The sequence below is a fragment of the Marinobacter vulgaris genome (assembly GCF_003344045.1).
GTDB classification, from domain to species: domain Bacteria; phylum Pseudomonadota; class Gammaproteobacteria; order Pseudomonadales; family Oleiphilaceae; genus Marinobacter; species Marinobacter vulgaris.
The window spans coordinates 189,043-213,099 of record NZ_QFWX01000002.1 but is presented as its reverse complement, the minus strand read 5'-3'; the positions used below and the strand labels follow the sequence as shown (position 1 = coordinate 213,099).

Annotated in this window: 22 protein-coding genes; 16 read left to right on the top strand and 6 right to left on the bottom strand. The window is 59.2% G+C overall.

The genetic code is table 11. The features are described 5' to 3' along the window. The first annotated feature begins 81 nt into the window (after positions 1–81). The gene (locus DIT71_RS04290) at positions 82–621 is read left to right on the top strand and encodes a glutathione peroxidase (protein ID WP_167507446.1); all 540 of its coding nucleotides are present in this window, start codon (positions 82–84) and stop codon (positions 619–621) included. Positions 622–631: 10 nt separating this feature from the next. Here the strand turns inward: DIT71_RS04290 and DIT71_RS04285 are convergent, their stop codons facing one another. The 4 genes from DIT71_RS04285 to DIT71_RS04270 form a co-directional block, all read right to left on the bottom strand. Then, positions 632–1,261 carry a metallophosphatase domain-containing protein gene (locus DIT71_RS04285; RefSeq protein ID WP_114611976.1) on the bottom strand — a complete coding sequence of 210 codons (630 nt, stop codon included), beginning with the start codon at positions 1,259–1,261 and terminating at the stop codon, positions 632–634. Then, on the bottom strand, positions 1,258–1,407 hold the full coding sequence (locus DIT71_RS04280; RefSeq protein WP_199490947.1) for a hypothetical protein: 150 nt from the start codon (positions 1,405–1,407) through the stop codon (positions 1,258–1,260). The genes DIT71_RS04285 and DIT71_RS04280 overlap by 4 nt, the downstream gene beginning before the upstream one ends. A 48-nt stretch (positions 1,408–1,455) precedes the next feature. Then, positions 1,456–2,502 carry an NAD(P)-dependent alcohol dehydrogenase gene (locus DIT71_RS04275; protein ID WP_114611975.1) on the bottom strand — a complete coding sequence of 349 codons (1,047 nt, stop codon included), beginning with the start codon at positions 2,500–2,502 and terminating at the stop codon, positions 1,456–1,458. Positions 2,503–2,614: 112 nt separating this feature from the next. Then, positions 2,615–3,490 (bottom strand): AraC family transcriptional regulator, encoded by an 876-nt coding sequence (locus tag DIT71_RS04270; RefSeq protein WP_114612329.1) that lies wholly within the window; start codon positions 3,488–3,490, stop codon positions 2,615–2,617. 147 nt (positions 3,491–3,637) lie between these two features. Here DIT71_RS04270 and DIT71_RS04265 point away from each other — a divergent pair, with 147 nt between their 5' ends. From DIT71_RS04265 to DIT71_RS04205, 13 genes are all read left to right on the top strand, one after another. Next, positions 3,638–5,128 (top strand): CoA-acylating methylmalonate-semialdehyde dehydrogenase, encoded by a 1,491-nt coding sequence (locus tag DIT71_RS04265; protein ID WP_114611974.1) that lies wholly within the window; start codon positions 3,638–3,640, stop codon positions 5,126–5,128. 9 nt (positions 5,129–5,137) lie between these two features. Continuing rightward, positions 5,138–6,304, top strand: coding sequence for an acyl-CoA dehydrogenase family protein (locus DIT71_RS04260; RefSeq protein WP_114611973.1), 1,167 nt, complete (start codon positions 5,138–5,140; stop codon positions 6,302–6,304). 14 nt (positions 6,305–6,318) lie between these two features. Beyond that, entirely contained in the window at positions 6,319–7,098 is a 780-nt protein-coding gene (locus DIT71_RS04255) for an enoyl-CoA hydratase (protein WP_114611972.1), read from the top strand. Between the two features lie 27 nt (positions 7,099–7,125). Then, positions 7,126–8,211, top strand: a complete 1,086-nt coding sequence (locus tag DIT71_RS04250) for an enoyl-CoA hydratase/isomerase family protein (RefSeq protein WP_114611971.1) — start codon at positions 7,126–7,128, stop codon at positions 8,209–8,211. A gap of 53 nt (positions 8,212–8,264) precedes the next feature. Continuing rightward, positions 8,265–9,158 (top strand): 3-hydroxyisobutyrate dehydrogenase, encoded by an 894-nt coding sequence (gene mmsB, locus DIT71_RS04245; protein ID WP_114611970.1) that lies wholly within the window; start codon positions 8,265–8,267, stop codon positions 9,156–9,158. A 99-nt stretch (positions 9,159–9,257) separates the two neighbouring features. After that, positions 9,258–10,907 carry an AMP-binding protein gene (locus DIT71_RS04240; protein ID WP_114611969.1) on the top strand — a complete coding sequence of 550 codons (1,650 nt, stop codon included), beginning with the start codon at positions 9,258–9,260 and terminating at the stop codon, positions 10,905–10,907. Further along, positions 10,904–11,320, top strand: a complete 417-nt coding sequence (locus DIT71_RS04235; RefSeq protein WP_114611968.1) for a PaaI family thioesterase — start codon at positions 10,904–10,906, stop codon at positions 11,318–11,320. The genes DIT71_RS04240 and DIT71_RS04235 overlap by 4 nt, the downstream gene beginning before the upstream one ends. Next, positions 11,283–12,134, top strand: coding sequence for an alpha/beta fold hydrolase (locus tag DIT71_RS04230; protein ID WP_227537942.1), 852 nt, complete (start codon positions 11,283–11,285; stop codon positions 12,132–12,134). Before DIT71_RS04235 ends, DIT71_RS04230 begins: the two co-directional genes overlap by 38 nt. Before the next feature lie 71 nt (positions 12,135–12,205). After that, positions 12,206–12,982, top strand: coding sequence for an ABC transporter ATP-binding protein (locus DIT71_RS04225; RefSeq protein WP_114611966.1), 777 nt, complete (start codon positions 12,206–12,208; stop codon positions 12,980–12,982). Continuing rightward, on the top strand, positions 12,979–13,701 hold the full coding sequence (locus DIT71_RS04220; protein ID WP_114611965.1) for an ABC transporter ATP-binding protein: 723 nt from the start codon (positions 12,979–12,981) through the stop codon (positions 13,699–13,701). The genes DIT71_RS04225 and DIT71_RS04220 overlap by 4 nt, the downstream gene beginning before the upstream one ends. A gap of 113 nt (positions 13,702–13,814) precedes the next feature. Then, entirely contained in the window at positions 13,815–15,029 is a 1,215-nt protein-coding gene (locus DIT71_RS04215; protein WP_114611964.1) for an ABC transporter substrate-binding protein, read from the top strand. A gap of 121 nt (positions 15,030–15,150) precedes the next feature. Then, positions 15,151–16,038: a branched-chain amino acid ABC transporter permease gene (locus DIT71_RS04210; RefSeq protein WP_114611963.1), complete on the top strand. Its 888-nt coding sequence runs from the start codon at positions 15,151–15,153 to the stop codon at positions 16,036–16,038. 2 nt (positions 16,039–16,040) lie between these two features. Next, entirely contained in the window at positions 16,041–17,036 is a 996-nt protein-coding gene (locus tag DIT71_RS04205; protein WP_114611962.1) for a branched-chain amino acid ABC transporter permease, read from the top strand. Between the two features lie 65 nt (positions 17,037–17,101). Here DIT71_RS04205 and DIT71_RS04200 read toward each other — a convergent pair whose 3' ends face one another. Then, on the bottom strand, positions 17,102–17,605 hold the full coding sequence (locus DIT71_RS04200) for a hypothetical protein (RefSeq protein ID WP_227537941.1): 504 nt from the start codon (positions 17,603–17,605) through the stop codon (positions 17,102–17,104). Positions 17,606–17,942: 337 nt separating this feature from the next. Here DIT71_RS04200 and DIT71_RS04195 point away from each other — a divergent pair, with 337 nt between their 5' ends. Both DIT71_RS04195 and DIT71_RS04190 read left to right on the top strand, forming a co-directional pair. After that, positions 17,943–18,992, top strand: coding sequence for an efflux RND transporter periplasmic adaptor subunit (locus tag DIT71_RS04195; protein ID WP_244311930.1), 1,050 nt, complete (start codon positions 17,943–17,945; stop codon positions 18,990–18,992). Beyond that, complete coding sequence (locus tag DIT71_RS04190; protein WP_114611959.1) at positions 18,989–22,099, top strand: efflux RND transporter permease subunit; 3,111 nt, start codon at positions 18,989–18,991, stop codon at positions 22,097–22,099. Before DIT71_RS04195 ends, DIT71_RS04190 begins: the two co-directional genes overlap by 4 nt. On the opposite strand, the gene DIT71_RS04185 is transcribed toward DIT71_RS04190, so the two are convergent. Then, positions 22,090–24,057 (bottom strand): hypothetical protein, encoded by a 1,968-nt coding sequence (locus tag DIT71_RS04185; RefSeq protein ID WP_114611958.1) that lies wholly within the window; start codon positions 24,055–24,057, stop codon positions 22,090–22,092. The two genes, DIT71_RS04190 and DIT71_RS04185, sit on opposite strands and share 10 nt — an antisense overlap.

The following is a 24,057-nucleotide window of genomic DNA, read 5'->3' as shown; positions in this document are numbered from 1 at the left end:
TGCGGGTGTCATAGGAACTGTTTGGCTGGCCGGATCGTAAGCATAGAATGACCAGTGATGATGCCTTATGGAGAAGCCGATATGCGAGCTCTGATTGCCATGATTTTCATGTTGTCCTCAGCGGCGGTGGCGGCTGCTGAGTGCCCGGCTTTCCTCAACCACGATCTGCGCAAGCTGCATTCTTCGGATTCCGTCAACCTGTGCAGCGTGGCTGGCGGAAAACCCATGCTGGTGGTCAACACCGCCAGCCGTTGCGGCTACACAGGACAGTTCGAGGGGTTGGAGGCCCTGCACAAGGAGTACAGCGACAGGGGCCTGGTGGTGGTTGGCTTTGCCAGTGATGACTTCCGCCAGGAGGCAGCAACCGAGGAGGAGGCTGCCAAGGTCTGTTTCGTCAACTTTGGTGTCAGCTTCACCATGATCGCCCCGACGGCGGTAACCGGAAGCGACGCCAACCCGGTGTTTCAGGCCATCAACAGCCAGAGCAGCCAGCCAAGGTGGAACTTCCACAAGTATGTGCTGAATGCTGAAGGCGAGGTTATCGGGGCGTTTCCCAGCCGCGTTACCCCGGACGCTCCCGAGCTTCGCAGTGCCATTGACCGTGTGGTGGCCGACCGCTGAATCTGCCGGGTTACAGGTCCACAACCACCGGCGGGTGCAGCGGATTGTAGCTGCTGGTACAGGTGCTGGCGTTAATGAATACGCAGTTATTCACCGTCTGCTGGCCGTAGCTCTCGTGAATATGCCCGAACACGTGCATCTTCAGCGCTAATTGCTCCAGTCTCCGGGCCAGGTCGTCGCAGCCGACGGACTGGGAGTCGCTGGCGGTGATCACCTGGTCAAGTATGCCGGCGGGCGGACCATGGGTGACCAGAACGTCGGTATCGGCCGGAATCTGCTGCCATCTTTCTGCAATGGTGGGCCCCCGGGCAAGGTTGAACGCCCAGTCATAGAAGACCGGTGTCCACGGGCTGCCCCAGAACTTCAGGCCCTCAATTTCAGTGCCGGTATCCCGCAGATAGATCGCATTCCTGATCAGCGCCTCGGCCTCTGCCGGTTCATCCTGCAGGCACCAGTCGTGGTTGCCCGCTATCAGTATCTTGTGACGGTGGGGTTGTTCGGAAAACCAGTTGTCGAGGTCTTCCAGTTCCTCAAGGGTGCCCACTCCCAGGCAGTCACCGGCGTGGATCAGGATGTCACCATCCGGCACCTTTACCTGGCGGTGCATGCTGTGGGTATCCGATATGCAGACCAGTCTCATGAAGGCTCGCTGGGTTTGTTGGCGGTGTTGAAAGCCCCGTGACGTCCGGCACCGCCCGCAAACCGGCCGGCGCCCTCAATCGCTTCTTCGAATACCACAGGATAGCCCCCGGCACCTTCCGCAGCCAGTGCTTCATGCAATTGCATGAAGCACTGGTGCATGGCCGAATGGCGGTCAGCCCGCAGAGATTCGGCTCATAGGGTTTTCATGTCGATCACGAAGCGGTACTTCACGTCACCTTTCTTCATGCGCTCATAGGCTTCATTGATGTTCCTGATATCGAGCATTTCCACATCGCAGGTGATGCCATGCTCGGCGCAGAAATCCAGTACTTCCTGGGTTTCCGGCATACCACCGATCAGCGAACCACCCAGCACGCGACGCTTGCCTACCAGGGCACCGGCCTGCAGCGGCGGCTCAACAGGGTCCAGCAGGCCAACCAGAATATGGGTGCCATCAAATTTCAGGCAACTCAGGTAGGGGTTGAGGTCATGCTGAACCGGTACAGTGTCCAGCATGAAGTCAAAGGATTCCCTGGCGGCTTTCATCTGGGCCCGGTCGGTGGAAATCACCACGTGGTCCGCACCCTGCTTTTTGGCCTCGGCAACCTTGCTCTCGGAGCGGGTAAAGATGGTGACTTCTGCGCCCAGGGCCTTGGCAAACTTCACGCCCATGTGGCCGAGCCCGCCCATGCCGATCACACCGACCCTGTCGCCGGCTTTCACGCCATAGTGACGCAGGGGGGAGTAGGTGGTGATACCCGCGCAAAGAATGGGGGCGGCAGAGGCCGGGTCCAGTTTTTCCGGAACTCTGACCACAAACCGTTCGCTGACCACCACTTTATCGGAGTAACCACCGTAGGTGATGGAACCGTCGTGACGATCCTCACCGTTATAGGTGCCGGTCATGCCCTCCAGGCAATACTGTTCAAGACCGGACTCGCAGGCGGCGCAACTGCGGCACGAGTCGACCATGCAGCCGACACCGACCGTGTCGCCGACCTTGTAGTTCTTCACCTCGGGGCCGACCGCCGTTACGTGGCCTATGATCTCATGGCCCGGCACCACCGGGAACTCGGTCACGCCCCAGTCGTTCTGGGCGAAATGGATATCGGTGTGGCATACCCCGCAATAATCTATATCGATGGAGACGTCGTCCGGGCGCGGGTCGCGGCGGTCAAAACTGAACGGGGCCAGCTTCGAGTCTGCAGACTTGGCTGCGTAGGCCTGGGTATTTGCCATGGTGAGTGTTTCCTTTTTTGCCAATGAGTGTGCGAGGCGATACGCACTAACTTCGGTTTCATGTCAGTTTTTCAACTGTAACTCTTTTTTTATTAAAGAAGTGTCACCGGGTTCAGTGACGATGGGTATGACGATAGTCGGTGGGGGACTGGCCCATCACTTTTTTGAACAGCCGCGAGAAATAGTAGTTGTCGTCGTACCCCAGCATGCTGCTGATCTGGGTGAATGAGTGGTCCGTGGTGTCCAGCAACTGGCAGGCCTGCTCCACTTTCAGGTGCAGAAAATGCTGGACGGGAGAAACGCCGGTGAGGGCACGGTAGCGGGTGGCAAAATGGGCCGGCGACAGGCCGGTCAGGTCCGCCAGCTGGCCAAGGGTGATGCGCTCGTCCAGGTGTTCCCGCATGAAGCTGTGGATGATGTCCAGGTCCGGCTGCTGGGCATGGCCGGCCTCGCCAACACTCAGGGGTACCGCAGCCAGCAACTGCCGCAGGCGATTGGCCACGTGCACCAGGCCCGGCGTGCGGAAGCCGGTCTGCCTGACTGACAGCAAGCCGTTGAAGTCCACAAGCAGCCTGGGCTGCCGCCCGATGTGCAGGATACGTGTGCCATCGGTAAACCCCATGTGCTCGCGGAAGTTTGCCGCCAGCGGGCCGGCATAGTGCACCCAATGAATTGTCCATGGGTTTTCCGGCGCGGCCGTATAGCGGTGCGCTGCCCCGGCAGGTATCAGCACCAGGTCGCCACCCCGGACCAGGCAGGGCTCGTCTTCAATGTTGAGGTAGGCCTCTCCCTCCGTGCAATGGATCAAAAGATCATCATTGTGATGCTCCCGGTGCATATGATGGCCTGCCGCGCGCCGGTAGTGGCCAAAGGCCAGCGGGTACAGGTCGCGGGTCAGGGGATGGCGTGAAAGGCTGCGTATTACCGGGTCCGGGATGACATAACGGATGCTGTCTGCGGGTACCGGCCACTGGGAGGTCTTGGTCATAATTGTTGGCTGCATTTCTCATGTATCGAAAGATAATCCATCATGGTCGAAACTTAGTCAATCATGAGCAGGCAGATTGCTGTGCTAGGCTTGATGTCAACCTGAGGGCATCGACCCACACCTACAACAATGACAGGGAACATCGCTATGAAAAACGTACCCCTTTATATCGCCGGTGAGTTCGTAGAGAGCCAGACCGACCAGTGGATTGACGTAACCGATCCTGCCACCAATGAAGTGATTGCCCGCGCCCCGTGCACCACGGACGCGGAAATGCGCCGCGCCATCGACAATGCCGGTGAAGTATTCAAGGCCTGGAGAGAAACCCCGGTTTCCGAGCGTGCCCGGGTGATGATGCGTTACCAGGCGCTGCTGAAAGAACATCACGATGAAATTGCCGAGATTCTTTCCAGTGAAACCGGCAAGACGTTTGAAGATGCCAAGGGCGACGTATGGCGTGGCATCGAGGTTGTCGAGCATGCAGCCAATATCCCGTCCCTGATGATGGGTGAAACCGTTGAGAACGTGGCCCGTGAAGTTGACACCTATTCCTACACCCAGCCCCTGGGTGTCTGTGCCGGCATCACTCCGTTCAACTTCCCGGCGATGATCCCGCTGTGGATGTTTCCCATGGCCATTGCCTGCGGTAACACCTTTATCCTCAAGCCGTCCGAGCAGGACCCGCTGACCCCGATGAAACTGGCCGAGCTGTTTGAGCAGGCCGGTGCTCCCAGGGGTGTGTTGCAGGTAGTCCACGGTGGCAAGGAGCAGGTGGACATACTGCTGACCGACCCGGCCATCAAGGCGGTGTCTTTCGTGGGTTCCGTGCCGGTAGGCCGCTACATCTACGAGACCGGCACCCGTAACATGAAGCGTGTACAGAGCTTCGCCGGTGCCAAGAACCACATGGTTGTGCTGCCGGATGCCAACAAAGACCAGGTGGTCAAGGCCCTGGTAGGCGCCTCCGTTGGCGCTGCCGGCCAGCGTTGCATGGCTATTTCCGTGGCAGTCTTCGTGGGCGAGGCCCAGGAGTGGATCCCCGAGGTAAGGGACGCCCTGGCCGCAGCCAAGCCCGGCGCCTGGAACGACAAGTCCGCCAGCTACGGCCCGATCATTAGCCAGAAAGCGAAAGAGCGTGTGGAGTCACTGATTACCCGCGGTGAGGAAGAAGGCGCCAACCTGCTGCTGGACGGCCGTAATTGCACTGTCGACGGCCTGCCGGATGGCAACTGGGTAGGTCCTACCCTGTTCTCGGGCGTCAAGACCGATATGGATATCTACAAGGAAGAGATTTTCGGCCCGGTGCTGTCCTGCATGGAAGTGGATACCCTGGCGGATGCCATCGCCCTGGTGAATGACAGTCCCTACGGTAACGGTACTTCCATCTTTACCAGCTCCGGTGGTGCGGCACGCCGCTACCAGCACGAGATCGAAGTAGGCCAGGTGGGCATCAACGTACCCATTCCGGTACCCCTGCCGTTCTTCTCGTTCACCGGCTGGAAGGGCTCCTTCTACGGTGACCAGCACGCCTACGGCAAGCAGGCGGTGAAGTTCTACACCGAAACCAAGACCATCACGGCGCGCTGGTTCAGCAGCGATGCGGTTGCCGAAACCAACTTCTCCATCCGCATGCGGTAAGGGGAGCTCATGAACTTTGATCTGACGGAAGATCAGCTGGCTTTCCGCGAGGCTGCCAAAGCCTTCGCGGAAAAAGCCATGGCGCCGCACGCGGCGAAATGGGACGCAGAGCATGTGTTTCCGGTGGAGGTGATCCGCGAAGCCGGCGAAATGGGCTTCTGTGGCATCTACACCCCGGAAGCACAGGGTGGCATGGGGCTGTCACGGCTGGATACCAGCGTGATCGTGGAGGAGTTGGCCGCGGCCTGCCCCTCCACCGCCGCCTACATCACCATTCACAACATGGCCACCTGGATGGTAGCGCAATTCGGCAATGCCGATATCCAGGGGCAGATCGCACCGAGAATGGCCAGCGGTGAATGGCTGGGTTCTTACTGCCTGACGGAACCGGGTGCCGGCTCCGATGCCGGTAATCTGCGTACCAAGGCCACCCGGGACGGTGACAGCTATGTGATCAGCGGCAGCAAGGTGTTCATTTCCGGCGCCGGTGCTACCCAGATGCTGGTGGTCATGGCACGCACCGGTGCCCCGGACAGCGGGCCTAAAGGCATCAGCGCCTTTGTGGTGCCCGCCGACAGCGACGGCATTCACTACGGCAAGGCCGAGGAAAAGATGGGCTGGAACAGCCAGCCCACCCGCCAGATTACCTTCGAGAACGTCCGCGTGCCTGCCAATAACCGCCTGGGCGAGGAAGGCCAGGGCTTCATGATCGCCATGAAAGGCCTCGACGGCGGGCGGCTGAATATTGCTACCTGTTCCATTGGTGGTGCCCAGGCAGCCCTGCTGCGGGCCCGCAACTACATGCACGAGCGTGAGCAGTTCGGCCAGGCACTGGCGGGCTTCCAGGCACTGCAGTTCAAGCTGGCGGATATGGCCACCAACCTGGTGGCCTCGCGGCAGATGGTTCGCCTGGCGGCTTACCGCCTGGATGAGGGCGACAACGAAGCCCCCCTCCATTGTGCCATGGCCAAACGTTTCGCCACCGATGCCTGTTTTGATGTCTGCAACGAGGCACTGCAGCTCCACGGCGGTTACGGTTACATCCGCGAATACCCGCTGGAGCGATACGTACGCGATCTCCGGGTACACCAGATACTGGAAGGCACCAACGAAATCATGCGTCTGATTGTGGCCCGCCGGCTGCTGGAACCCGGTGTTGCCGAGGCCATTCAATAATAAGGAAGCATCACATGAGCGAACTGATTCAGCTGGAAAAACGCGATCACACCGCGATCATCACCATCAACAACCCCCCGGCGAATACCTGGACGCTGGACTCACTGAAAGCGCTGGAAGACACCATCGAAGCGCTGAATGAGGACCTTAATATCTTTGCACTGGTGGTGACCGGTCAGGGCGAGAAATTTTTCTCCGCCGGCGCCGATCTGAAGAGCTTTGCCGATGGCGATATCGCCAATGCCGAATTGATGGGCAAGGCCTTCGGCCGGGCCTTCAGTGCCCTCAGCCGTTTCCGGGGAGTGTCCATTGCGGCGGTAAACGGCTACGCCATGGGTGGCGGCCTGGAATGTGCCATGGCCTGCGATATCCGTATCGCTGAGGAGCATGCCCAGATGGCCCTGCCCGAAGCGACCGTGGGGCTGCTGCCCTGTGCCGGTGGTACCCAGAATCTGCCCTGGCTGGTCGGTGAAGGCTGGGCCAAGCGCATGATCCTGTGCGGCGAGCGCATCAAGGCGGATAAGGCGCTGAGCATTGGTCTGGTGGAAGAAGTCGTGCCCTCCGGCAGCGCCCTGGACAAGGCTCTGGAGCTGGCACAGATGGCCAGCAAGCAGAGCCCGTCGTCCGTCGCCCGCTGCAAGACCCTGGTAATGAGCGCCCGCGATGGCCGCAGCCATGATGATGGCTGGCGTATGGAGCGTGAGCTGTTTGTGGACCTGTTTCGCACCGAGGACCAGCGCGAAGGGGTCAACGCGTTTCTTGAGAAGCGTACCCCTGAGTGGAAGAACCGATAAGTCTGGCAGCGATACCGAGTCAACATTATGAGCAACCAAGCAATCGTATTTGAAGAACTGGAAGCCGCCGGTGGCAGCCGTATTGGCGTCGCGCGGCTGAACGTCCCCCGTGCCATGAATGCCCTGTCGCTGGAAATGATCCACCTGCTGAAAGCGAAGCTGGACCAGTGGGCGGCGGATGACACTATCGGTGCGGTGTGGCTGGAAGGAGAGGGTGACAAGGCCCTGTGCGCCGGCGGCGACATTGTGGCGCTGTACCGGGACATGACCGAGCCCCGCTCAGACAGCCGTGCTCCCGGCGAAGGGGAGACTTTCTTCACGGACGAGTACGAGCTGGATTACCAGATCCACACCTATCCCAAGCCGTTTATTGTGTGGGGTAACGGCATCGTGATGGGCGGCGGCCTGGGCCTGATGGCGGGCGGCTCCCACCGGGTAGTGACCGAGCACTCGCGCCTGGCGATGCCGGAAGTGGGCATCGGCCTGTATCCGGATGTGGGCGCAGGCTGGTTCCTCAACAGGATGCCCGGCCGTACCGGGTTGTTCCTGGGCCTGACCGGTGCACGGATGAATGGCGCAGATGCGATGTTTGTGGGGCTGGCGGACCGGTTCATCCGCCACGAGATGCGTGAAGAAGTGAAGCAGGCCCTGCAGCACTCCGGTTTTGGTGCCGGGGCTCATGCTGCGGTCAACAAGGTATTGCGCAGGTTCGAGGCCGGTTCCCGGGATGCGTTGCCCCAGGCTGTTGTCCGGGAGCACTTTGATGTGATTCAGTCGCTCACCGACGGCGATTCGCTGCTGGATGTGGTGGATAACCTGGGCAAGTACGCCGGTGAGGATCCCTGGCTGATCAAGGCGGTGAAAACCGTGGCAGCGGCTTCGCCCGCTTCCCTGACCCTGACCTGGCGGCACTATCACAACACCCTGCATGACAGCCTGTCCCAGGTGTTCGACAAGGAACTGCAATTGTCACTGCGCAGCCTGAAAATGGGCGAATTTGCCGAAGGCATCCGCGCACTGCTCATCGACAAGGATCTGAAGCCGCGCTGGTATTTTCCAACCCTGGAAAGCGTGGACCCGGAATGGGTCGAGCGGTTCTTTATAAAACCCTGAATAACACCGAACAGACCTGACCAAACCTGATCAAAAAAGCGGAGAACAATAATATGGCGACTATCACGTTTATCGGTCTTGGCAACATGGGTGGCCCCATGGCCACCAATCTCGTCAAGGCAGGCCACGATCTGACAGTATTTGATCTGTCTTCGGAGGCCGTGAAGGCACTCACCAGCGAAGGCGCGAAGTCCGCGGCGACGATTCAGGAAGCGGTCGAAGGCGCTGAGGTGGTTATTTCCATGTTGCCTGCCGGGAAGCACGTGGAGTCGGTTTACCTGGGCGATAACGGTCTGCTGAAAAACCTGCCGTCTTCAACCCTGGTGATCGACTCCTCGACCATTGCGCCGGAGACCGCAAAGGATGTGGCGCAAGCCGCCGTTGAAGCCGGTATCACTTTCATGGACGCGCCGGTTTCCGGAGGTGTCGGTGGTGCCAAGGCCGGCACGCTGACCTTTATCTGCGGCGGTGAGGCAGACGCGTTCGAGCGCGCCAGGCCGATCCTGGACGCCATGGCCAAGAACATTTTCCACGCCGGTCCCCATGGTGCCGGACAGATCGCCAAGATCTGCAACAACATGCTGCTGGCGATATTGATGAGTGGCACCAGCGAGGCTCTTGCCCTGGGCGTGAAGAACGGCCTGGATCCTGCGGTGCTGTCGGAAATCATGAAGCAGAGTTCGGGCGGCAATTGGGCACTGAATGTCTACAACCCCTGGCCGGGAGTGATGGAAGGCGTGCCAGCCTCACGCAACTACGAGGGGGGCTTCCTGGTTGATCTTATGAACAAGGACCTGGGGCTGGCCTTTGACAATGCCGTCAAGAATCACGCACCCATCCCCATGGGGTCGCTGGCCCGTAACCTGTTCGAGCTGCACGCCAGCGAGGGCAATGGCGGGCTGGATTTCTCCAGCATCCAGAAGTTCTATTACCGCGGGCAGAACTGAAGGCGTGTATTTTCTGCTTATAGTTTACCTTTACGTAAACTAAAGCCTGTGCTAAAAATTGACAACAGAAATCGTCCACAACAATAAAAGGACCAGATTATGAGCCTCCCGGATTACCAAACGGTCTATGACAATTTCGATCCCGCCAGCCTCGAAGCGGAGGCCCTGGAGGGCAGCCTGGACGCTGGCCTGAACGTTTGTACTGAAATCTGTGACAAATGGGCAGGCGACCCTCAGCGGGTTGCCCTGTATTACGAAAGCGCTGACGGCGGCTCGGGCAAGCTTACTTTTGCCGAACTGAAAGAAAAATCCGCCCGTTTTGCCAACTACCTGACATCCCGTGGCATTGGTAAAGGCGATCGGGTTGCGGCCCTGCTGCCCCGCGGGCCGGAATTGCTCATCGTTATTGCGGGTACCCTGAGGGCCGGCGCTGTCTACCAGCCGCTGTTCACCGCTTTCGGCCCCGGCGCGATCGAGTATCGCTTCGAGCGCGCCGACACCAAGCTGGTGGTCACCGACCCGGTCAATTACCCCAAGCTTATCGAAGTCAAGGACTGTGCTCCGGTGGTATGTGTGAACGCCGTCGAAGTCAGTGGCGACATCCCCGACTTCGACAAGACCCTGGCCGAGCAGTCAGACCAGTTCGAGCCGGTGCTGATCAAGGGCAGTGACCCGTTCCTGCAGATGTTCACCTCCGGAACTGTCGGCAAGTCCAAAGGTGTGGCGGTGCCGGCCAAGGCACTGCTCGCATTCTATGTCTATATGAAATACGCCATCGACCTGCGGGACGATGATGTGTTCTGGAACGTGGCTGATCCGGGCTGGGCCTATGGCCTTTATTACGCGGTGATCGGTCCGCTGCTGATGGGCCATGCCACCCATTTCAATCCGGGCGCATTCACCCCGGAAACCACCTACGACATGATCCGCAAGTACGGGATTACCAACCTGGCGGCGGCACCAACGGCCTATCGCCTGCTGAAGGCCAATGATCATGTGTTGCCGGAAGGTGAAAACCTGGGCCTGCGGGTGGCCAGCAGTGCCGGCGAGCCGCTGAATCCGGAAGTGGTGAACTGGATTGAAAGGCGCCATTTCTGCCCGGTCAAGGATCACTATGGCCAGACTGAAACCGGCATGACCTGCTGCAACTTCCACGGCCTTGAGCATCCGGTACGCCCGGGCTCCATGGGCTACTCCTCCCCCGGCCACAAAGTGGTTGCCCTTAACGAGAAGAACGAGGAAGTGGGTGAGGACGAAATCGGCCAGCTGGCGGTGGATGTGAACGCCTCGCCGCTGTTCCACTTCGATGGCTACACCTGGGGTGAGAAAGACCCGTTCGTAAACGGCTACTACCTGACCGGCGACATGGTGGTGAATCACGGTGATGGCTGCTTCTCGTTCAGTGGCCGCGATGACGACATCATCACCACTGCCGGTTACCGCGTGGGCCCGGCCGACGTTGAAAGCACTCTGCTCGAGCACAAGGCGGTCGCTGAATCCGGTGTGGTGGCCAAGCCTGACGAGAAACGGGGCTCCATCATCAAGGCCTATGTGGTAATCAAGGGCGACCAGGAGCCGGAAAGTGAAGATGCCCTGAAGGACGAGCTACAGGAGCTGGTGCGCCACCGCCTGTCTGCCCATGCCTATCCGCGGGAAATCGAATTCGTGGATGAATTGCCGAAAACGCCCAGTGGCAAGATCCAGCGCTTCGTGCTGCGCAATCAGGCCAAGGAAGAGAAACACGGATGATTGTTACCTTCGAGGAGCTGCAGGCGTTTCTCGCCGAACAGTTTCCCCAGGGGGCCCGTTACGGCACCCTGGAGAAGCTGGGGGACGGTTGGGCGGAAATGAAGCTGGATGTTGACGACGAACATCTGCGCCCCGGTGGCACCGTTGCCGGCCCTGCCATGATGGGGCTGGCGGACGTGGCCCTGTACGCGGCGCTGCTGGGGAAGATCGGCTTGGTGCCGCTGGCGGTAACCAGCAACCTGAACATCAACTTCCTGCGCAAGCCGGTGGCCCATAGCCCGATTCGGGCCCGGGCCAACATGTTGAGGGTCGGCAGGGCCAGCGGCGTAGGCGAAGTTTATGTTTACTCTGACGGCCTGGAAGACCCGGTGGCCCATGCCACTATCACCTACGCCATCCCAGCAAAGCGGTGATCCCGTGAAGGTCAGCGACGTCTCTGTTCCGCTGGGAGACGAAGTGAGGGTTCAGGCGCGGCGCATGAGCCATGAAAAACGCAGCGGACCGGTGCTGGTCTTCCTTCACGAATCCCTGGGCAATATTGCCCTCTGGAAACAGTTTCCGCGGAGATTGGCGGAAGCGACGGGCCTGGACGCTCTGGTCTATGAGCGTCGGGGCTACGGCGCTTCTACTGATGAGCCGCTGCCGCGCCCCTATGATTACCTGGAGCAGGAAGGCACGGTCTGGCTGCCCCGGCTACTGGATGAACTGGAGATCGACAAGGTGATACTGGTAGGCCACAGCGACGGTGGCTCCATTGCCCTGATTGCCGCCGCCGCTCTGGGGCCGCGGGTACAAGGACTTGTCACCATGGCGGCCCATACCTGGGCGGATCATCTGACTCTTGCCGGCATTCGTGACATGCAGCGGCGCTATCTTGAGCAAGGTGTTCGCCAAAAGCTGCTGCGCCATCATGGCGATCGCACCGACACGCTGTTTAATGCCTGGCTGGAGGTTTGGCTGGACGACGGCTTCCAGCGGTCCCTGAATTTCGCGCCCTGGCTGGACGCCATCCAATGTCCGGCTATGATCATTCAGGGGGCGGACGACGAATACGGGGTTCCGGAACAGGTGACCCGTATAGTGGAAGGCATCGGAAACCACGCAGTGCCGGTTTTCATGGCAGAAACCGGCCACTCGCCGCATTTGCAGCAGGCGGACCGGGTGCTGTCGCTGATATGCGACTTTTTGCGCATAAATATCGATCAAAAAAGTGCGAGTTTTTGTTGACGTTTACGTATACGTCAATCTACTCTGTGAGTAGTTTAAATGCACAACAATAACAAAAGGTAGGATGGCTCATGAGTGAACCGTTCGTTCTGGAGACCCAAAGCCTCGTCAAAGAATTCAAGGGCTTTGTTGCGGTCAATGACGTCAACTTGAAGGTGCAGCGTGGCCATATTCATGCCCTGATCGGCCCCAATGGCGCTGGCAAGACCACGGTATTCAACCTGCTTACCAAATTCCTGATACCGACCCGGGGCAAGATCCTGTTCAAGGGTATGGACATCACTTCCATGAAGTCGGCTGCCATCGCCCGCGAGGGCGTGGTTCGCTCGTTCCAGATTTCTGCCGTATTCCCTCACATGACCGCGCTGGAGAATATTCGCGTAGCCCTGCAGAGCTTTGAGGGCAACTCCTTCCGTTTCTGGAAGTCCGGCGAATCACTGAACAAACTCAATGACCGCTGCATGGAGCTGCTGGACAGCGTCGGGCTGACCGAGTTCGCCAACACCACCACGGTGGAGCTGGCCTATGGCCGTAAACGGGCACTGGAACTGGCAACCACCCTCGCCATGGAACCTGAGCTGATGCTGCTGGATGAGCCCACCCAGGGCATGGGCAGTGAAGACGTGGAACAGGTGGTGGAACTTGTGCGCAAGGCCGCACAAGGCCGCACCGTGCTGATGGTCGAGCACAACCTGAGCGTGGTCAGCAAACTCTGCGACCGGGTTACCGTGCTGGCCCAGGGGTCGGTGCTGACAGAGGGTGATTACCAGCAAGTGTCCGACGATCCCCGGGTGCGTGAGGTGTACATGGGTGGCACTGCGACCAAGAAGCAGGAGACAGCGGAATGAGCCAGGCCCACCAGAAAGAATACGAACAGTTGCGGATATCGCGGCTTCATGCATTTTACGGCGAGTCCCACATCCTCCACGGCATTGATATGGAGGTTAAGCGTGGCGAATTGGTGACTCTGCTGGGGCGCAACGGTGCGGGCCGCAGCACGACCCTGAAAGCGATTATGAATATGGTGGGCCGGCGCACCGGCTCCATCATGATCAACGGTGAGGAGACCATGTCCTGTGCTCCCCACCACATTGCAAGGTTGGGAGTCGGGTATTGCCCCGAACACCGGGGCATTTTTTCCGGCCTTAATGTCATGGAAAACCTGACGCTGCCACCGATAGTGAGAAGCGGAGGACTGGAGCTGGAAGAAATCTTCTCCATGTTCCCGAATCTGTATGAACGTCGTGCAAGCCAGGGCTCCAAGCTCTCGGGCGGCGAACAGCAGATGCTGGCCATGGCCCGGATCCTGAGAACCGGGGCCAACATGCTGCTGCTCGATGAAATCACCGAGGGTCTGGCTCCGGTCATCGTTGAGAAACTGGGCGATGTGCTGGTCAAACTCAAGGAGAAAGGCCTGACCATCGTTCTGGTGGAACAGAATTTCCATTTCGCCGCACCCCTGGCCGACCGTCACTACGTGATGGAACACGGCCAGATTGTGGAGGAGATCAGCGCCGGCGAGCTTGAAAGCAAGCAGTCGATGCTGGACAAGTACCTGGGCGTTTGATGCCCGGGTTCGATAGTGCCTGTAGAAAGTGCCTGTAGAAAATACAGAGTGCAATAAAAGCAACAACAACGAATCCCGAAAACCAACGCAAAGACAGTAGCGGAGAAACAACAATGACAATTACCAAAAAGCTTCTGACATCAGCGGTTGCATCAGCCATGCTTGTGGGCGGTGCCCAGGCTGAGATATCCAACGACACGGTCAAGATCGGCTACCTCGCCGACATGTCCGGCACCTATCGTGACCTGGCGGGACCCAACGGCCTGACAGCTCTTGAAATGGCTATTTCCGATTTCGGGGGCACGGTCAACGGGGCGAAGATCGAGGTTGTCAGCGCCGACGATCGCAACAGCCCGGACTCATCCTCAAGTACGGTCCGCCGCTGGGTTGAGAACGAAGACGTGGACATGGTGGCAGGCCTGGTTGCTTCCTCGGTCACCATCGCCGTGAGCAATATCCTGGAAGAAAGCAACAAGCTGGGCATTGTCTCCGGCTCCGCCGCTTCCAGCATCACCAACGAGCACTGCACCCCGAACCACATTCACTATGTGTACGACACCTATCCGCTGGCCAACGGCACTGCCAGCGCCGTGGTGAAAGAGGGTGGCGAAACCTGGTTCATCCTGACCGCCGATTACGCGTTCGGGCACGCTCTGGAAAATGACGTAACCCGCGTTGTGGAAGAAAACGGTGGTGAAGTGATTCAGACCGTGCGTCATCCGTTCCCGACATCCGACTTCTCGTCCTTCATCCTGCAGGCCCAGTCATCCGGTGCTGACGTGGTTGCCCTGGCCAACGCTGGTGCAGATACCACCAACGCCATTACCACGGCCGGTGAGTTCGGCCTGACCCAGTCCGGGCAGACCCTCGCAGCCCTGCTGCTGTTCCTGACTGACGTTCATGCACTGGGCGCACAAACGGCACAGGGTATCCAGCTGACTACCGGCTGGTACTGGGACATGAACGACGAAACCCGTGAGTGGTCCGACCGCTTCATGGAAGAGACCGGCGTTCGTCCCACCATGGTTCATGCCGGCATCTACTCCAGCACCATTCAGTATCTGAATGCGGTCAAGGCAACCGGCTCCGACGATTCCCAGACTGTGCGCAAGCAGATGATGGATACACCCATCAACGACATGTTTGCCAAGAATGGCATTATCCGTGAGGACGGCCGCATGGTGCACGACATGTACCTGGCGGAAGTGAAGACGCCGGAAGAGTCTGAGAATGAATGGGATCTTTACGAAATCGTGCGGACCATTCCCGGTGACGAGGCCTATCGCCCGCTGTCCGAGAGCAAGTGCAAGCTCGTAACCCAGAACTGATGATCTGACCGACCGGGCCGTCCCGCCTTAACCAGCAGTTCTGGCTGGGCGGCCACTGACCTGCAGAAACGCACTTCGCCACTGGTAAGTTGAACGCTGCGCTGCTTTTGGAGTTTGTAACATGACCGAGATTCTGGGAGTCCCCGTGGCTGTGCTGTCTGGCCAGCTAATGCTCGGGATTATCAATGGTTCCTTTTACGCCCTGTTGAGTCTGGGGCTGGCGGTCATTTTCGGCCTGCTTAAAATCATCAACTTTGCCCATGGTGCCATGTACATGCTCGGTGCCATGTGCACTGTTCTCATGTTTGACGTCTTCGGTATCAACTACTGGGTGGCTCTATTTCTGGCTCCCGTGGTCGTGGGTTGCTTTGGCATTGTGCTTGAGTATTTCCTGTTGCGCCGCATTGCGGGCCAGGACCATATCTACAGCCTGCTTCTGACCTTTGGTATCGCGCTTATTCTCCAGGGTTTGCTGACCAATATTTACGGCGTTTCCGGCCTGCGTTATTCCATGCCGGAAATGTTCAGGGGTGGCATGAACCTCGGTTTCATGTTCCTCCCGTACTATCGTGCCTGGGTTATCGTGGCTGCCCTGCTGGTATGTTTCGGTACCTGGTTCATGATTGAAAAAACCCGGCTTGGCTCCTACCTGAGGGCCGGTACGGAAGACTCCCAGCTGATGCAGGGATTCGGCATCAACGTGCCCCTGCTGATCAGCCTGACCTACGGCTTTGGCGTCATGCTTGCCGCGTTTGCCGGCGCTCTTGCCGCACCCATCTACTCGGTCTCCCCGGTGATGGGGTCCAACATACTCATCGTGGTGTTCGCCGTGGTGGTGATCGGGGGCATGGGCTCCATAGCGGGTGCGGTGATTACCGGCCTGATGATGGGAGTTGTGGAAGGATTTACCAAAGTATTCTACCCGGAAGGGTCTGCAGCCGTGATCTTCCTGGTGATGGTGGTTGTTCTGTTGATTCGGCCATCGGGCCTGTTCGGTAAGGAGGCGTAACCATGGCGACCACAACCACTCAGACTGATATTCAGCAAAGTATCGTCAAGCAGCAGAAGGCAGAGCAACGCAAGAAGCTGATCCTCAACCTGGTGTTGCTGGCCCTGCTGCTGCTGGCGCCCGCGGTGTTCTACCCCGTGTTCCTGATGAAAATACTGTGTTTTGCCCTATTCGCAGTGGCATTGAACCTTCTGCTTGGCTACACCGGCCTGCTGTCTTTCGGACATGCAGCCTTCCTGGCGGCGGGTTCCTACACGACCGGCTACCTGCTATCGAGTTTCCCGGGGCTGACCACGGAAATGGGCATTGTCGTCGGTACAGTGGCGTCACTGGTGCTTGGCCTGGGCTTTGGTCTCGTGGCCATACGTCGCCAGGGCATCTACTTCGCGATGATTACCCTGGCCCTGGCGCAGCTGGTCTATTTCTTCTTCGTCCAGGCCCCCTTCACCGGTGGTGAGGACGGCATGCACGGGGTGCCCCGGGGTTACCTGCTCGGCATGGTGGATCTGAATGATAACACCGCCATGTATTACTTTGTGCTGGCGGTATTTCTGGCCGGTTACCTGCTGGTGCAGCGCATCGTAGGCTCACCGTTTGGCCAGGTGCTCAAGGCGATCAAGCAGAACGAACCAAGGGCGGTATCCCTGGGCTACAACGTTGACCGCTACAAACTGATGGCCTTCGTGCTCTCCGCAGGCCTCGCCGGCCTGGCCGGTTCGGTGAAAACCGTGGTCTTCCAGTTGGCCTCCCTGAACGACGCCCACTGGCACATGTCCGGCGAGGTCATCCTGATGACACTGCTGGGCGGCACCGGCACCCTGCTGGGCCCGGTGGTGGGTGCAGGCTTCGTGGTGACCCTGGAATACCAGCTGTCACAGGGTCCGCTGGGCGATTGGGTCGATCCCATCCTGGGTGCGATCTTCGTACTGACGGTACTGGCCTTCCGCTCGGGTATTGTCGGGGAAATCCAGAACTTCATGCGGAAGAACCTGAGCTAGCGTGTAAGTCATTTACTTAGTCTGACAGAGGCCGCCTATCAGGCGGCCTTTTGGTGATGGTGATGTCAGAAAGCGCGAGCCGGACTTCCAATGTAAAGATAAACCGACCGGCGCCAGCGATCCTCAATGTTATGCACAGAAACGACGGGTTTGGTGGAGGCGGGATGGTGGAAACGGGTCACCACACCGTCCGTCTGGCCGTCGCGTTCTCGCGCTTCTTCCGTGAACGTCCATTCTGGTCCCAGGCAGCCTGACAGTTGCTCTACTGCCTGCGTATAACGTCCAGTTGCGACCTGGGAGTCGGGAGCACCCACGGTACAGACATAGGCTGAATCCCCGTTGCCCCAGGCCCAGACTTCGCAATGACCCTTGATAAGTTCTTCTCTTGACCGGTAGATCGTCACCGACCGGTAATCGGTTCCGCCTCTCCGAAAGGCAGCAAATTCAGCGGGGTAGTTCTCCACAATGTTTTTCAGGGTGGCACAAGGGTCTTCAGAGCCGCTTTTCAGGGTTTCCTGAAAGGCGCAGCCACTGAGCGAAAGGGCTAGCAAGGCAATTGGAATAGTCACTCGAGTTGTCATCGTTTTATCCGTCAAACGATCGGAGGTCGGTATCCTGTCATTTAGCTTAAATACCCCTTGAACGCAAAAAATAAACCGGCTGGGTGATTAATAAATAGCCAGCTTTTGGGGTGTTGACTATCATTGAGTTCGAACCTGAGCATGCATTCCGGGCCCCTTTCGATTTCAAGGAAGACATGAGATGTTCAGCTCCCGGTATACCAGTCGGCTTGCCCGGAACCAATCTGCTACTTTTCTCGCTTTGTGTTTTTCGCTAGCTGCGATTGCAGGATGTTCTGAGTCAACGGAAACCCCCGAAACGCAACCGGTATCGGTGTCTGTGGTGGTGGCGGATAACGCTGAAGTGAGGCCATCCCGTGAGTTTGTCGCCAGAACCGCGGCGTCGGCGAAGGCCGGTATTTCCGCCCGAATTGAAGCAGAAATTCAGGAAATACATTTTAAGGAAGGCTCACGGGTCGAGAAGGGTCAACTGCTGATAAGTCTGGAAAGTACCAGTGCCGGGGCGGATCTCAGGCAAGCCGAAGCAGAACTGACCGCATCCCGGGCGGAATTACAGTCCGCCACCCGGAATCTCCAGCGTGGGGAGGACGTAGCCGATAAAGGTTTCCTCTCGGCCGCTGACCTGGACAAACTGAGAGACCGCTTCAGTGCTGCCGAGGGGCGGTTGCAGGCGGCGGAAGCAGCGGTGCAAAAGGCTGCCAATAACCTGGGTTATACCGAAATACGGGCCCCCTTTGACGGCTGGGTTGGCAAGCTGAAGTTTGATGTGGGGGCGGTGGTCAGCCCGGCCAGCGGCGCGATCACCGAAATCCTGGTAACCGATCCCATTTACGTGGAATTTCAGCTCAATGAAGCCGACTTTATCGCGTTTCGGAGGGCAGGCAGGGAGGCTGCCGAGAATATGGCCAGCAACCTGTCCTTGTACCTGACGTTACCGGACGGGGAACGTTATCCCCAGGGTGGTGTGCTGGATTTCGCCGATGTCAGCACTGACGCCAGTACCGGGACCGTTGCCATGAGGGCCGTGTTTCCGAATTCTGCCGCTGTGCTGGTGCCCGGTTTGTATGTGACCCTGCACATCGAAGGGCAGGCCGGCGAGCCCCGGATTCTTGTGCCGCAGGTGGCACTGCAGGAGACGATCGAGGGCCAGTTCGTGCTGGTGGTCAATGACCAGGAACAGGTTGTCCAGCGCTTTATAAAAACCGGCCCCCGCCAGGGTGCCATGGTGGTGGCGGAAACCGGGATCGAAGCCGGCGAGCGGGTGATTGTCGAGGGGATGCAGAAAGTCCGTTCGGGAGTGACGGTCAATCCGGTATCGAAGCGTATCGATCCCGATACGGGCGTGCTCGCGGGTGAAGAAGAGGCTGGCCAATGATCAGCGGCGTTTTCATCCAGCGGCCGAAGTTCGCCTTTGTTATTTCCATCCTGATCACCCTCGCAGGCCTGCTTGCCCTCCGCGGGCTTCCTGTGAACATGTATCCCGATATGGCGCCGCCCCAGATCCAGGTGTCTGCATCCCTGCCCGGTGCCAGCGCCGAGGTGGTAGAGGAAGCGGTAATTCGCCCGGTCGAGCAGCAGCTCAACGGTGTCGAGGGGATGATCTACATTGAATCCACGGCATCCAGCGATGGCGCAGCAAAGATAACCCTGACCTTTGAAAGCGGAACCGATACCGATATTGCCCAGGTCAACGTACAGAACCGCGTGGCTCTGGCGGAACCCTTCCTGCCGGATGAAGTGCGGCGGCAGGGGGTGGTCGTCAGCAAGCAGGCCGGCAACATGCTATTGGGTATTAACCTGACGTCTGACCGGCCGGATCTGGACGGTGTGTTCCTCAGCAACTACGCATCCAATAACCTGGTGGAGGCTCTGGGTCGCGTGCCAGGCGTTGGCTCTGCGGAAGTCATGGGGGCAAAGGACTACAGCATGCGTATCTGGCTGGACCCCCGTCGCATGTCGTCCCTTGATATCACGGTAGCCGATGTGGCTTCGGCAGTGCGGGAGCAGAACCAGATTGTGGCTGCCGGCAAGCTCGGACAGTCGCCGGTGCCCGCGGGGCAGCAGTTTGTTTACAGCATCCAGAGCCGGGAGCGGCTTTCCGATCCTGACGAGTTTGCCCAGACTATTCTCAGGGCAAAGCCCGATGGCGGATTTGTGCGGTTAAGAGACGTCGGTCGCATCGAGCTGGGCTCGCGGTCCTACGCTTCCACCGCCAAGCTGAACAACCGGGATACCGCATTCGTGGTGATCTACCAGTTACCCGATGCCAACGCGCTTGAGGTCGCAGAGCGGGTAAAGCAGGTTGTTGAAGATGCAGCCCCCGGTTTTCCAGACGGCGTCGAACACAGCATTCTTTTTGACAGCACCGAGTTTATCAGCCGCTCTATCGATGAGGTGGTTGTTACCCTGCTTCAGGCTGTTGGACTGGTCATCCTCGTGGTGTTTCTGTTCCTGCAGAACTGGCGGGCCACACTGATCCCAAGCATTGCCATTCCGGTTTCACTCATTGGTACCTTCGCGGTGATGGCGGTGCTTGGGTACTCCATCAACACCATCACCCTGTTCGGGCTGGTGCTCGCCATCGGTATCGTGGTGGATGATGCCATTGTCGTGATCGAAAACGTTGAGCGCCTTCTGCAGGAAGAGAAGATGCCCATCCGCGAGGCGGTGACCAAAGCCATGGCAGAGGTCACCGGTCCGGTCATTGCCACCACCCTGGTGCTGCTGGCTGTGTTTGTGCCGATGGGCTTTATGCCGGGCATAACCGGTGAGCTTTACAAGCAGTTTTCCGTCACTATCTCGGTGGCGGTGATTATTTCCTCGATCAATGCGTTGACCCTGAGCCCGGCGCTTTGCGTTTCGCTGCTGGGCCGAGGTGGCAGTCAGTCGATTCGCTGGCTGGGCCCTGTCGAGAAGTTGATTGCCAGTGGCACCAGAGGCTACGACGGACTGGTGACGCGGCTGCTTCGCAAGGGCGCCCTGATGGGTGTGGCGCTGGGGGCGATCCTGCTGGCCAGCGCTGGACTGTTCAAAGCGGTGCCGACGGCGTTTGTGCCTCCGGAGGACCAGGGATTTCTGTTTGTGGACGTGCAGCTGCCAGATGCGGCGGCCCTTGAACGCACGGATGTTGTGCTTGGCAAAGTCACCGATATGGTTCTGGAAGACCCGGCGGTGACCGATGTCATCACCGTGTCGGGGTTTTCATTGCTGGGCGGCGCCAACTCCAATAATGGTCTTGGCATCATTACCCTGAAGGACTGGGAAGAGCGTGAGGATGACCCATTGGGCCTGGGGCAGATCATTCCCCGGCTGTCGGCACGTCTGTGGACGTTGGCTGAAGCACAGGTGATGGTGTTCAACCCACCGCCCATCCCCGGGCTGGGCACCTCGGCCGGGTTTGATTTCCGGCTGCAGGACAATCTCGGGCGAGACGTTTCCGAGCTTTCCCAGGTCATGAACGGGCTGATTTTCGAGGCCAACCAGCAGGAATCCCTGTCCCGGGTTTACAGTACCTATCGCGCCAATATCCCCCAGTACCTCTTGCAGGTGGATCGCAACAAGGCCAAGGCACTGGGCATACAGCTTTCCGACATCTTTTCTACGCTGCAGACCCAGCTCGGCTCGCTTTACGTCAACGACTTCACCCGTTTTGGCAAGAACTACCGGGTACTGCTGCAGGCTGAGGGCAGCTTCCGGCAAGGTCCTGAAGACCTGTCCTACTACTACGTGCGCAACCAGCAGGGTGACATGGTGCCCCTGACCACCCTGGCGTCCCTGGAGCCGGTGCTGGGGCCTTCGAGTATCCAGCACTTCAACCTCAAGCGCTCAGTGACCATCTCCGGTGAGGCGGCAGCCGGCTTTGCCAGTGGCGATGCGCTCGCAACCATGGCAGCGCTGGCGGATAAACTGCCCCAGGGCTACGAATTCAGCTGGGCGGGCCAGAGCCTGCAGGAGATAGAGGCGGGTAGCCTGGCCGCAGTGATCTTCCTGCTGGCCATTGTGTTCGTATACCTGTTTCTCGTTGCCCAATATGAAAGCTGGAGCCTCCCGCTCGCCGTAATCGGTGCCGTTCCGCTGGCCATGTTTGGCGCCATGGGCGGGCTCTGGTTACTGGGGCTGGCCAACAATATCTACGCCCAGGTGGGGTTGGTGCTGTTGATCGGCCTGTCCACCAAGACCGCCATTCTGATCGTGGAGTTTGCGATGCAGCTGCGGCAGTCCGGCCTCAGTACGGGAGAGGCCGCCAGGAAAGCGGCCGTACTCCGGTTCCGGGCCGTGCTGATGACGGCGTTCTCGTTTGTGCTTGGTGTCCTGCCGCTGGTATTTGCCAGCGGTGCCGGCGCCGCCAGCCGCGTGAGCCTCGGTATTACCGTGCTGAGCGGAATGGTTGCGGCGACCATACTGGGTACGTTACTGGTGCCGGTTTTCTATCAATGGATCCAGTCGGTGCGGGACAGGCTTGGCGCCTCGCATCATCCATGAAGTTTTTCCTCCTCAGTCGCCGCCCAGCTGCCGTACCCCAGCTCCATGACTTTGGCCACTTCGGCCTCGGGAATGGCAGTCAGGTCTCCCAGCTCCAGGGTGTCATAATGGAAGGCATACAAACGCGAGGCAAATTCCGCGACGGGCAGGGATGCCTCGCCTCGTATCTCGCCGTTCCCGCGCGTTGAGCAGGTAATGCCCTGGCCCCAGTCCTGGCCGCTGTCGTTGTTGGGATTGAAGAAGTACACCCGCATCTCGTTGTCCGGGCTCAGTGCTACCCGCTGGATGGTGATGGCGTGTCGACCGACAAAACGGGCGGCGCTGTCGGTCACGGCAATACCGGCCGGCTGGTGGTGAATCACCGGAAGGTTACCGTTGTAATAGGGGTGGTAACTGGCATAGAAGTGGCGGATGAAACTGTCATAATCCTTTATTTCGCCGGTGTGGATGTCCGCTACCACCCTGAAACCGTGGCTGACCCACCAGCCATAGAATTCCGGGTTGATCCAGCGGTGGGCGTCGTCGTCCCGATCTTCACAGCGGCGCCACATTTCAGCGTAGATGCGATCCAGATGGGGGATCAGGATCAGCGACACCGGGTCCACGTCCACGGGTGTGTCCTTGACCAGGCCTGGCTCCAGATTCTTGGATGACACTTCCCAGCCCTCGAACCGACCCAGCACTTCATTGTCACGGGCTGCCCAGGCCAGTACCTGCAGAAGATAGTCCGCCTCGTTGGCCGCCCACATGGATAGCCCGATGGCAGACTGGCAGCTGGGATTGTTGCCCTGCCCGACGCCCAGCGGCTGCCCGAGCAGGTTCAGTACCCCGGCCAGCAGGAAAACCCGTGGCGGGACGGCGTTGCCAAATGCTTCGATGAGCGCCTGTTCGGTTTCTGTCGACAGTTTGAGCTTGATCTGCCGCCACAGCGCCTGGGCCGTCGCGGGAGTAAACAGCGAGCCGCGCTCCAGCATCATGGTGAGACCAAACACGGCCTGGCAGGTTTGCGGATAGATGGCTTCGTCGATCAGGGTGTGAACCAGCTGGTTGTAGCAATAGAAATCATCCAGCCCGGTCATGGTCAATCCCAGCGCCGTGGGAATCAGCTCTTCGTCGTTGCTGGTTCGCAGAAACCTGAGGAAAACCGCATGGTAAGGCGATGCCAGACCGGTATCGTGCATGTTGCGGGCAAATTTCCTGGCCTCGTCCGACAGCGCCAGCTCGTCCATCTGGGTCAGGCGCAGCTGGTAGATATCCAGGCCGGGGTCTTCCTTGCTACCCGGGGTAGGCGCGAACAGGGCGCGCACCAGGCGGGTGGCATCGGCAGCGCCGGTGGTCTCCAGCTCCGGGTCGTACAGGCACTTGGCGATCTGGCCGATCATGTCGCAGATGCTGTCCACCTGCACCGGGCCTTGCTCCAGCAGCCGCCAGACTTCGGCTACCAGGCTGTCCAGCAGGCTCTCGTAGCCGAGGTGGGAGATCAGGTACTGGTAAAGCCCTTCCACGATGATGCCAAGCTGCTTGGGCCGCTCCCGATCCGCTTCGGTCAGTGTGCCGGACAGCAGATCCAGGTTCAGTGCCATTACCTGGGTCAGGAAGTGCCGGGCCTGCTCCGAGGATATGCCGCGGTGGAAATAGTCGCCACGTACCACCGCCAACAGCCGGATCTCGCTGATAGCCTCGACCACGGTGGTGACTGCGCTCGCCTCACGCAGCGAGTGTTTTGCCAGGGCGGGCTGAAGGAGGCCCGGCCTGGACCAGTCGCTGGTGCCGAAAATACCCGCTGACTCCAGCGCAGGAACGCGTCGGTACAGCACGTCAAATCCGCCTGGCAGTGTCATCAGTATCCGGGCCCGCTCCAGCAGGCTGAGACTGGAAGCCTGGGGAGACACGCTCCGGGCGCGGGCGAAATCTGCCAGGGCGGCATCAAATTGTATTGAGGCCTGGGCGATATCCAA